General features: G+C 72.3%; 2 protein-coding genes. Both read right to left on the bottom strand.

The annotated features are described in order from the left end of the window. A partial coding sequence (locus tag ABZ348_RS34150; RefSeq protein WP_358939825.1) for a beta-ketoacyl synthase N-terminal-like domain-containing protein occupies positions 1-1,793 on the bottom strand: 1,793 nt, incomplete at its 3' end. Positions 1,794-1,809: 16 nt separating this feature from the next. Further along, on the bottom strand, positions 1,810-11,661 hold the full coding sequence (locus ABZ348_RS34155) for an SDR family NAD(P)-dependent oxidoreductase (RefSeq protein WP_358939827.1): 9,852 nt from the start codon (positions 11,659-11,661) through the stop codon (positions 1,810-1,812). Positions 11,662-11,767: the final 106 nt, after the last annotated feature.

Here is an 11,767-nt window from a genome sequence, read left to right on the forward strand (position 1 = left end):
CACCCAAACACCACCGACTCATCCAACAAACCCACCGCCATCCCCACCCACTGCGACCCCTGCCCCGGAAACACCAACACCGAACGACCCGACACAACCCCACCACCACACACCACATACGGCACAGAACCACCCTCAGCCAACGCCCGCACCCCATCAAGCATCCGACCCACCTCATCACCCACCACCACAGCCCGCCGCTCAAAAGCCGTACGAGTGGTAGCAAGAGCACAACCCACCTCGCCCAGCTGCGGAACAGGGCCAGCACCCAAGTGCGCCAACAGCCGCGCAGCCTGCTCCCGCAACGCCTCATCACTACGACCCGACAACACCCACGGCAGGGGTACGTGTTGTGCCTGGGGAACTGTGGGCTCTGCCGCGGGCTCGTCTGCTGTGGGCTCGGGCTCCTCGGCCGGGGCCTGCTCCAGGATCAGATGTGCATTGGTGCCACTGACGCCGAAGGAGGACACGGCGGCCCGGCGCGGTCGGCCCGTGTCGTGCCAGGTGCGGGCTTCGGAGAGCAGTTCCACTGCCCCCGTCGACCAGTCCACCATGGGCGTCGGAACGTCCGCGTGCAGGGTCCGGGGCAGTTCGCCGTGCTGGATCGCCAGCACCATCTTGATGACGCCGCCCACACCGGCAGCCGCCGAGGTGTGGCCGATGTTCGACTTCAACGATCCCAGCCATAGGGGCTGTCGTTCCGCTCGGCCCTGGCCGTACGTCGCCAACAGCGCCTGCGCCTCGATCGGGTCGCCCAGCGTCGTACCCGTACCGTGCGCCTCCACCACGTCCACATCGGACGCCGTCAGCCCCGCATCCGCCAACGCCGCCCGGATCACCCGCTGCTGCGACGGACCACTGGGCGCCGTCAGACCGTTGCTCGCACCATCCTGGTTCGTGGCCGACCCACGCACCACGGCGAGCACCCGGTGTCCGTTGCGACGGGCGTCCGACAGACGTTCCAGCAGCAGTACTCCGACACCCTCGGACCAGCCGGTGCCGTCCGCATCGGCCCCGAACGCCTTGCAGCGGCCGTCAGCCGCCAACGCGCGCTGACGGCTGAACGCCACGAACGCATCGGGGGTCGCCATCACCGAGACCCCGCCGGCCAGCGCCAGTGAGCAGTCCCCGGCACGCAGGGCACGGATCGCCAGGTGCAGCGCGACCAGCGAGGACGAGCAGGCCGTGTCGACGGTCACCGCGGGCCCCTCCAGGCCCAGGGTGTAGGCGATCCGTCCGGACACCACGCTGCTCGCGGTTCCGGTGTCCAGCAGACCTTGGACCTCGGGAAGGTGACGGGAACCCGCGCCGTATCCGTTGCCGATGGCGCCGAGAAAGACACCGGTGCTGGTCCTCCGCAGGGAGCGGGGATCCATCGCCGCCCGCTCGACCGCCTCCCAGGCGGTCTCCAGCACCAGCCGCTGCTGCGGGTCAGTCGCCAGGGCCTCGCGCGGCGAGATGCCGAAGAACTCCGCATCGAACTCGGCGGCCTCGTGCAGGAAGCCACCGTGCCGGGTGTAGGACGTTCCGGGCCGGTCGGGATCGAGGTCGTAGAGGGCTTCGACGTCCCAACCACGGTTGACCGGCCACTCGGAGACCGCGTCAACGCCTCCGGAGACCAGGTCCCACAACAATTCGGGCGAGTTCGCCCCGCCGGGATAGCGGCAGGCCATGGAGACGATCGCGATCGGTTCGTGCCGGGCCTGCTCGGCCTCCCTCAGTTGCCTCCTGGCGTCACCGAGGTCGGCGGTGGCACGCCTGAGGTAGTCGAGCAGCTTCTTGTCGTCGGACATCTGTGCCAGCTCTCTCTCAGGCCGTGCCGAAGTTGTTGTCGAGCAGGGCGAACAGTTCGTCCGCCGTTGCCGTCGCAGCGACGTCCACCGGTTCGGACGGGGGTCCCGAGCCGTTGGCCGGGACGGTGCGCAGTCCCCAGCCGCGCAGGAGATCGTTCAGCCGCTCGCCGACCATGTCGGCGCCCGCTGTTCCGGGCGGGACCGCCGCGAGGGTCGCGGCCAGCCGGTCGAGTTCGGCCAGCACCGGCGAGAGCGGCTCGGGTGCGGTGGACAGCTCCGCGTCCAGATGGGCGGCGAGGGCTTCGGGCGTCGGATGGTCGAAGACGACCGTGGGTGGTACGGGCAAGCCGGTGGCCTCGCACAGCCGGTTCCTGAACCTCACGGCGAGCATCGAGTCGAAGCCGACCTCGGAGAAGGAGCGTTCCGGTCGGACCGGGCCGGCTCCCGGGTGGCCGAGGACCGCCGCTGCATGTCCGATGACCAGGTCGAGGACGGCCTGGCGGCGTCCCTGTCGGTCCAACGTGGCCAATCGCGCGGCCAGTCGGGAAGCAGGTGTGGCGTCGTCTTCGGGCTCCGCATCGGCGGGTTCCGCAGCCGGTGCCTCCTCAGCGACGGCAGGGGCACCGGTGCGGCCCGGGGTGGGCAGCCAGTACCGCTCGCGCTGGAACGGATAGGTCGGCAGCAGGATCGGCTCCGCTCCGATCTGCCCGGGCGGCGCAGCCGTCCAGGCCGACCAGTCCACCGGACCGCCTCCGCTCGCCCATGCCTCGGTGAGCGAGGCCAACAGCCGGTCCCGGCCGCCGTCTTCGCGCCGTAGCGTGCCGACGGCCGACACCTCCCGTCCGGCCTCCTCCGCCACCGCCTCGATCCCGGCGATCAGCACCGGATGCGGACTGGCCTCGATGAAGAGGGTGTGGCCCGTCTCCAGCAGGGCGCTGGTAGCTCCCACGAAGTCGACCGGCTCGCGCAGGTTCCGGTACCAGTAGTCGGCGTCCAGCGACTCCCCCGCGACGGGCTTCCCGGTCACCGTGGAGTAGAGCGGGACCGCCGAGGCCCGTGGACGTATCCCGGTCAGCGCGCCGCGCAGTTCCTCCTCGATCTCGGCGACGTGGGCCGAGTGGGCCGCGTAGTCCACCGGGATCGTCCTGGCCCGCAATCCCTCTCGCTCGCACGCAGCCAGCAGGGCTGACAGGTACTCGGGCTCTCCCGCGACGACCACGGCGTCGGGACCGTTGACCGCGGCCACACAGAGGTGCCCGCCGTCGGGGAAGAGTGCCTCGGCCCGTTCGGCGGAAGCGGCGAGCGACACCATGCCCCCGCTACCGGCCAGCCGCAGCAGGGCCCGGCTGCGGAGTGCCACCACGAGTGCCGCGTCGTCCAGCGAAAGGGCTCCGGCCACGCAGGCGGCGGCGATCTCGCCCTGGCTGTGCCCGACGACCGCATCGGGCGCGACCCCGGTGCTGCGCCAGTGTGCGGCCAGCGCGACCATCACCGCCCACAGCACCGGCTGCACCACGTCCACGCGGTCGAGCGACGGTGCCCCGGGGGTGCCCCGCAGCACCTCCGTCAGGGACCAGTCGGTGTGCGGTGCAAGCGCGCGCTCGCAGGCGGCGACCGCCTCGGCGAACGCCTCCGATGCGCCGAGTGCTTCCGCGGCCATGCCGTCCCACTGCGAGCCCTGGCCGGGGAAGACAAAGGCCGTTCGGCCGCCGCGTACCCGGTCCTGCACCGCGTTCGGCGCGGGTTCTCCCGCCTGGAGTGCGTCCAGCCAGCTGAGGAGCCCGTCGCGGTCACGGCCGATCGCAGCCGCCCGGCAGGGAAGGGCCGGACGGGTGACGGCGAGTGCGCGGGCCAACTCGGCGGGCCCCTGGCCGGGGTGGGCCCGCACGTGCTCGCCCAGCCGTCGCGCCTGGCGTCGCAGCGCCGCGGGGGTTCTGGCGGAGAGCAGCCATGGAACCGCCGCTTCTGCGTCTTCGAACGGTACGTCGGCCGTGTTGGCGGGAACCCCGCTGGAGCCGGCGTCGGGGGCCGCCTCCAGGATCGCGTGGGCGTTGGTGCCGCTCATCCCGAACGCGGAGACCCCGGCCCTCCGCGGCCGGTCTCCTTCCGGGGCGTCCCAGGGACGGGCTTCGGCGAGCAGTCGGACCGCACCCGCGGACCAGTCCACCCGGCTCGTCGCCTCCTGCGCGTGCAACGTCCGGGGGAGCACTCCGTGCCGCAGTGCCATCACGGTCTTGATGACGCCGGCGACACCAGCGGCGGCCTGGGTGTGGCCGATGTTGGACTTCAACGACCCCAACCACAACGGCCGGCCGTCCGGCCGGTCCTGCCCGTAGGTGGCCAGCAGGGCATCGGCCTCGATCGGGTCGCCCAGCACGGTTCCGGTGCCGTGCGCCTCGACCAGGTCGATATCGGCGCCGGACACTCCGGCCGTGGCGAGCGCGGTCCTGATCACCCGCTGTTGCGCGGGCCCGCTGGGGGCGGTCAGACCGTTGCTGGCCCCGTCCTGGTTCACGGCCGTGCCCAGCACCAGGGCGAGCACCGGGTGCCCCAGGCGGCGGGCGTCGGAGAGCCGTTCGACGAGCAGCACGCCCACGCCCTCGCCCCAGCCCGTACCGTTCGCCGCTTCGGCGAAGGACCGGCAGCGGCCGTCGGGCGACAGTCCTTGCTGTCGGCTGAACTCGACGAAGACGTCCGGGCTCGCCATCACCGCGGCGCCGCCGACCAGGGCGAACGAGCAGTCCCCCGAGCGCAGCGCCTGGCCGGCCAGGTGCAGTGCCACCAGAGAGGACGAGCAGGCCGTCTCCACGGTGACGGCGGGGCCGCCGAGGCCGAGGGTGTACGCGATACGGCCGGATGCGACGCTGGTCACCGTGCCGCTGAGCAGGTGTCCTTCGACGTCCGCTGACGGGTCCTGCGGTCCGGTGCCATAACCCTGGCCCGCGACGCCGAGGTAGACACCACCTTCACTGCCGCGCACCGAAGCGGGGTCGAGGCCGGCCCGTTCCAGCGCCTCCCAGCCGGCTTCAAGGAGCAGCCGTTGCTGCGGGTCCATGGCGAGGGCTTCACGCGGCGAGATGGCGAAGAACTCCGCGTCGAACTCGGCGGCCCCGTCCAGGAAGCCGCCTCCGGTGGTGTAGAAGGTGCCCGGGTGCAGGGGGTCGGGGTCGTACAGCGTGTCCATCGGCCAGCCCCGGTCGGTGGGCAGCGCTGCGACCGCGTCCACTCCGTCGGTGACGAGTTGCCACAGGTCCTCGGGCGATCGGACGCCGCCAGGGAAGCGGCAGGCCATCGAGACGATCGCGAGCGGCTCATCGGACGCCACGGGCTCGGGGGCGGACCCGGCCGAGCCGTCCGCAACGGCGGCGGACGCGTCGCTCAGCCCGGCGAAGAGGTGCGCGCCGAGTGCGGCGGCCGTGGGGTGGTCGAACACCGAGGTGAGCGTGAGCGGCAGGCCGGTGGCGGCGACCAGCCGGTTGCGCAGTTCGACGGCGGTGAGCGAGTCGAAGCCCGCCTCACGGAACGGACGGTCGGACGTGAAACCGGCGGCCGACTCGTGGCCGAGGACGACGGCCGCTTCGCTCCTCACCAACTCCCGCAACAGCTGCTGGCCCTCGCTTTCGGGGAGCAGCTCCAGCCTGCGCCGCCATGACGGGTCGCCGCTCGTACCGGGGGTGGAGGTGTGGGAGGCATCAGCCGCCCCGGGGCCGTCGTCCGGCGTGGCTTCCGGCAGGCCGCGCAGCAGGGCGCTGTCCCGTACGGATCTGAAGGTGGGCGCGAAGCGGCTCCAATCGATGGCGGCGACCACCGGCTCACAGTCGTCAGCCTCCAGTGCGAGGCCGAGTGCGGCGAGCGCCGACTCGGGGGCCATCGGCACGAGTCCATGGCGGCGCAGGCCGTCGCCGACCACGCCGTCCGCCATTCCCGCGCCGGACCAGGGACCCCAGGCCACCGAAGTCGCGGCCAGGCCCCGACCGCGCCGGGCCGCCGCCACGCCGTCCAGGTAGGCGTTCGCCGCTGCGTACGCTCCCTGGCCACCGCTGCCCCAGGTGGCCGAGATCGAGGAGAACAGTACGAAGGCGTCGAGCTCGCGGTCGTGGAACAGGGCGTCGAGATGTGCCGCGCCGTGCTTCTTGGCGGCCGTGCGCTCGGAGAGCTCGTCCAGCGTGCAGTCCGCGATCGCGGTGTCGGAGGTGAGGCCTGCGGCGTGCACCACCGCCCGTACGGTGTCGTGTTCGTCGTGCAGCCGCTCCATGACCCGTTCCAGTGCGGTGCGGTCGTTGACGTCGCAGGCCAGCAGTGTGGTCCGGGCCCCGAGCGCGGCCAGGGCTGTGACCAGTTCGGCGGCTCCGGGCGCATCGGGGCCGCGCCGGCTCAGCAGGACCAGATGCTCCGCGCCCTGTTCCGCCAGCCAGCGCGCCACATGGGCGCCGAGCCCACCGGTGCCTCCCGTCACCAGCACGGTGCCGCGCGGCGTCCAGGGCGTGCCCGGGGAGACGGTTGACTCCGGCGGTTGGACAAGCCGGCGCCCCAGCAGCCCGGGCCCGCGCACCGCCACCTGGTCTTCGCCGTCCAGCCCGGCGAGCACCGCGCAGAGTCCGGCCAGCGCGGGTTCGTCCAGCTGGTCCGGCAGGTCCACCAGGCCGCCCCAGCGCTGTGGGTGTTCCAGTGCCGCGACCCGTCCCAGTCCCCAGATCTGGGCCTGCTCGGGCCGGACGGCGTCGGTGCTCGCCGCCGCGACGGCGCCGCGTGTGGCGCACCACAGCGGTGCGGTGATCCGGCTGTCGCCCAGTGCTTGGAGCAGGAGCAGTGTTCCGGTCAGGGGGGCGTCGAGCGCGTCCAGGCGAGGATGCGGTCCCTCGGCCAGGCCCAGCAGCGAGAGGACACCCGTGAGCTGGCCGAACTCCAGGAGTCGCTGGGCCAGTTCACCGCGTCCGATGGTGGCTGGGACCCGGGTCACCACCACGTCGGCGCCGTGTCCGGCGAGAGCCCTCTCGCAGATGAGTGCGGTGTCCTCGGCGTCGGGCCCGTCCGGGGTGACCAGCAGCCACCGTCCGGCGAGCCGGGCCGACGCGGGCGCTGTCAGCGGTTGCCAGTCGATCCGGTAGCGGCGCGGGGCGGTGGTGGTCCGGGGCTCGCGACGGGAGTCCCGGGCGTGAGGGGTTTCGGGCCAGAAGCGCTGGCGCTGGAAGGCATAGGTGGGCAGGTCGATCCGCTGGACGGCGGTGCCGCTCCAACTCGCCGACCAGTCCACCGGGACACCGCGCAGGTGCAGCGAGGCGAGCGCCGTGCGGACCGAGCCCGCTTCGGGGCGATCGGCGCGCAGCAGTGGCACCGTCCCGCCGTCGTCCGGGTCCGGAAGGCATGCGTGCACCATGGCGGACAACACGCCGCCCGGTCCGAGTTCGAGGAACGTCGTCGCGCCCTCGGACCGCAGCCGATGGGTGCCCTGGAGGAAGCGCACGGTGCCCCGGACATGGCGCACCCAGTAGTCGGGCGAGCAGAGTTCCTCCGCCGTGGCGGTCTGCCCGGTCAGGTTGGAGACGACGGCGATCCGGGGCGCGTGGTAGGTCAGTCCCTCGGCCACCTGCCGGAACGCGTCGAGCATCCCCTCCATCCGGGCGGAGTGGAACGCATGGCTCACGCTCAGGGCACGGGTGCGTCGACCGAGGGAGCGGAACGCCTCGGCGAGGCGTTGCACCGCGTCGGCGTCGCCTGACAGCACGACGGAGGTCGGTCCGTTGACGGCGGCGATGTCCACCGCTTTCGGGTCCGCGTCAGCTCCGGAGGCGACGTGTTCGGCACGGTCGTCGAACAGCGCCTGCCGTGCCTCCTCCTCGGTGGCCTCCACCGCCACCATCGCCCCGCCGCCGGGCAGCGCGTCCATCAGCCGTCCCCGGGCGGCCACCAGCGCACAGGCGTCGTGCAGGTCCAGCACGCCGGCCGCGTGGGCGGCGGAGAGTTCGCCGATCGAGTGCCCCATCAGCAGGTCGGGTTCTACACCCCAGTGCTGGACCAGCCGGAACAGTGCCGTCTCCAGGGCGAACAGCGCGGGCTGGGTGTAGCGGGTGCGTTCGAGCAGTGCCGCCCCCGGGGTGTCCGCGGCTGCGAACAGGATGTCGCGCAGTGGCTGGTCGAGGTGGGGGTCCAGTTCGGTGAGGACCTCGTCGAGGGCGTCGGCGAACACCGGGTCGTCCCGGTAGAGCTCCGCACCGGTTCCCGCCCGTTGGCTGCCCTGCCCAGGGAAGAGGAAGGCCGTCCGGCCGGGGCGGCCGGTGCCACCGGTGAGCACCGAGCCCGAGCTACTGCCCTGGGCCAGCGCGGTGAGCGAGCGCCGGGCGGACTCCGGGTCCGGCGCCAGAACGGCGGCGCGGTGTTCGAGCGAGGCCCGTCCGGTGGCCAGTGAGTACGCGACATCGGCGAGGTCGACGCTCGGATCGCCGTCGAGCCGGTCACGCAGTCGTTCGGCCTGCGCCCGCAACGACTCCGGGGTCCTGGCCGAAAGCAGTAGGGGCGCAGCCGTGCCGGTACGGCGGGCAGGAGCAACGGGTGGGGAGGTGGACACGTTCGCGTTGGCCGACGCCTGCTCGACGATCACATGCGCGTTCGTCCCGCTGATGCCGAACGACGACACTCCTGCCCGACGCGGCCCGTCCGTCTGGGGCCAGGGGGTCCGCTCGGTCAGCAGACGGACCTCACCGCCGGACCAGTCGACGTGCGGGTTCGGCGCACCGACGTGGAGACTGCTCGGCAGCTCGCCGTGACGGATCGCCAGGACCATCTTCATCACCCCGGCCACACCGGCTGCTGCCTGGGTGTGGCCGATGTTCGACTTCACCGAGCCGAGCCACAGCGGTCGGTCCGTGGGGCGCTCCGGTCCGTGGACGGCTTGGAGTGCCTGCGCCTCGATGGGGTCACCGAGCCTCGTGCCGGTGCCATGGGCCTCGACGGCGTCGATCTGGTCGGCGCGCAGCGCTGCGTCGGCCAGGGCGGCGCGGATGACCAGTTGTTGGGACGGTCCGTTGGGGGCGGTGAGCCCGTTGCTGGCACCGTCCTGGTTGACCGCGGTGCCACTGATCAGCGCAAGAACGGGGTGGCCGTGACGGAGGGCATCGGAATGCCGCTCCAGCAGGAGCACACCGGCGCCTTCGCCCCAACCGGTGCCGTCCGCGTCCGCCGAGAACGCCTTGCACCGTCCGTCGACGGCGAGTCCGCGCTGGCGGCTGAACTCCACGAAGAGTTTCGGGGTGCTCATCACGGTGACCCCGCCCGTGAGTGCCTGCTCGCAGTCCCCGCGCCGCAGCGCTTGCACGGCCAGGTGCAGGGCGACCAGCGAGGACGAGCACGCGGTGTCCAGTGTGAGCGAGGGCCCTTGGAGGCCGAGTACGTAGGAGAGCCGCCCGGACAGCACGCTGGCCGTGTTCCCGGTGAGCAGATGTCCTTCGGAGATCCCTTCCGCCCCGTCCAGCAGGGCGGGGTAGTCCTGGCCGTTGGTGCCGACGTAGACACCTATCTGACGGCCCTTCAGCGAGGTCGGGTCCTGGCCGGCGCCCTCGACCGCTTCCCAGGCGGTCTCCAACAACAGCCGCTGCTGCGGGTCCATCGCCAGGGCCTCGCGGGGCGAGATGCCGAAGAACTCGGCGTCGAACTCGGCCGCGTCGTGGAGGAATCCGCCCTGTCTGCTGTACGTGGTGCCGGGCCGGTCGGGGTCGGGGTCGTACAGCCCCTCGGTGTCCCAGCCCCGGTTCGAAGGCCAGTCGCCCACGGCGTCGGTGCCCTCCGACAGCAGCCGCCAGAAGTCTTCGGGCTTCTCGATCCCGCCGGGGAAGCGGCAGCCCATGCCGATGATCGCGATCGGCTCGTTCCCACTGGGTTCCTCCACCCGGGCGACCCCTGCGGGCGTCGCGTTCTCGTACGCGGTGTCGGGAAGACCCAGCTCCGTGAGCAGCCGATCGGCCAGCGCCGACGGTGTGGGATGGTCGAACAGAACGGTGGCGGGAAGTTTGAGTCCGGTCACGGCGGCGAGCCTGTTGCGCAGTTCCACCGCCGTGAGCGAGTCGAAGCCGAGTGCGGAGAACGCCTTTCCTGGGAGGACCGCCTCGACGTCGGGATGGCGCAGGACCGTCGCCGCATGGGTGCGCACCAGTTCGGTGAGCGTCCCGACCCGGTCCTCGCGACGAGGCAGACCGGCCACCTGTTGGCGCAGCGCTCCGGTCGAGCCGCTCTGCTGCGTCGGCGGTGGGACGTCGGTCGGGAGGGCCATCTCCGCGGTCGAGTCCGGCAGCCCGTCCAGCAGGGCGGACGGCACCCCCATGCTCGTGGCGAAGCGCCGCCAGTCCACATCGGCCACCAGGACCAGTGCGTCGTCCGCCGCGAGCGCCCGACCGATCGCGGTGACCGCCGACTCGGGTTCCATCACCGGCATGCCGAAGTCCCGTAGCCGCTCGGCGACACCGTCCGCGAGCATCCCGCCCCCGGCCCAGGCTCCCCAGGCCACGGCCGTACCAGGGAGCCCTGCGGCCCGGCGCGCAGCGACGAGGGCATCGACGGCGGCGTTGGCCGCCGCGTAGTTGCCCTGCCCCGCGCTGCCGAGGACGCCCATCACCGACGAGAACACCACGAAGGCCGAGAGGTCGAGGCCCTCGGTGACCTCGTGGAGGTTCTGCGCGGCGGTCAGCTTGGCGCGCAGCGAGACGGCGAGCCGCTCGGGGTCCAGTGCGTCGAGGACACCGTCGTCCAGGACACCCGCCGCATGGATGACGGCGAAGAGCGGGTACTCCTGCGGGACGTCCGCGATGAGCGCCTCCAGCGCGGCCCGGTCGGCGACGTCGCACGCGTCGATGTCCACGTGGACGCCGAGTGCCGTCAGTTCCGTCCGCAACTCGTCCGCGCCGGGTGCCTCGGCACCGCGACGGCTGACCAGCAGCAGCCGTTCGGCCCCTTGGCTCGCGAGCCAACGCGCGGTGTGCGAGCCGACCCCACCGGTGCCACCGGTGACGAGGACCGTCCCGTTCCGTCGCCAACTCCACGGCACCCCGGCGGCCGAACGGTCCGTGCGGGCATTCGACGGGGCGGGGGCGGGCCGAAGGCGGCGCCCGTGGACCCCGGTTGACCGCACCGCCACCTGCTCCTCGTCGGCCACGGCACCCGCGAGTACCGCGCACAAACGGCGCGCGGCACGCGAGTCCAGCATCTCGGGTACGTCGACCAGGCCGCCCCAGCGGTGCGGGTGCTCCAGGGCCAGTGTCCGGCCCAGGGCTGCGGACGCCGCCTGACCGACGTGTCCGGGCCGCTCCGCACCGCCGAGGACCGCTGTTCCGGTCGTCAGCATCCACAGGGGGGCGTCGATCCCGGTGTCCTCCAGCGCTTGGGCGAGTGCGAGGGTCAGCGCCGGGCCACCGGGCAGGTCGGAATGCTCGGGATGGGGGCGCTCCTCCCAGGACAGCAGCGACAGCACCCCGTCGATCGGCTGCTCCCCCGCGGTCTCTTTGAGCAGTTCGGCCAGTTGCTCACGGGTCGTGCCCGAATCGGGGACGGAGCACCGTAGGAGGTCGACTCCGATGTCGCCGAGAGCGTCCAGGACGGCCGCTGCCGCATCGCCTTCGGGATGTACGGCGAACCAGCGACCGCCGAGGCCGTCAGCCGGCGTGGTCGACCGCGGCGACCAAGCGACGTGGTAGCGCCAGGAGTCGGCGCGCCTCTCGCGGGTTCTGTCCGAGTGCCAGGTCGCCAGGGCGGGCAGGACTTCGTCCAGCGACTCTCGGCGGACGCCCAGATCCCGGGCCAACTGGGCGGGGTCCTGTCGTTCCAGGTCTTCCCAGCGGTCATCGGCTGCGGGGGAAGTCGTGACGGGGGCAGGGGGCTTCAGCCAGTAGTGCCGGTGTTGGAAGGGGTAGGTGGGGAGTTCGACCTGTCGGGCGCCGGTGTCGGCGAACGCCTGGGACCAGTCGACTGCGAGACCGCTCTCCCAGGCT

It is taken from the genome of Streptomyces sp. NPDC005963 (assembly GCF_040638655.1).
Taxonomy (GTDB): domain Bacteria; phylum Actinomycetota; class Actinomycetes; order Streptomycetales; family Streptomycetaceae; genus Streptomyces.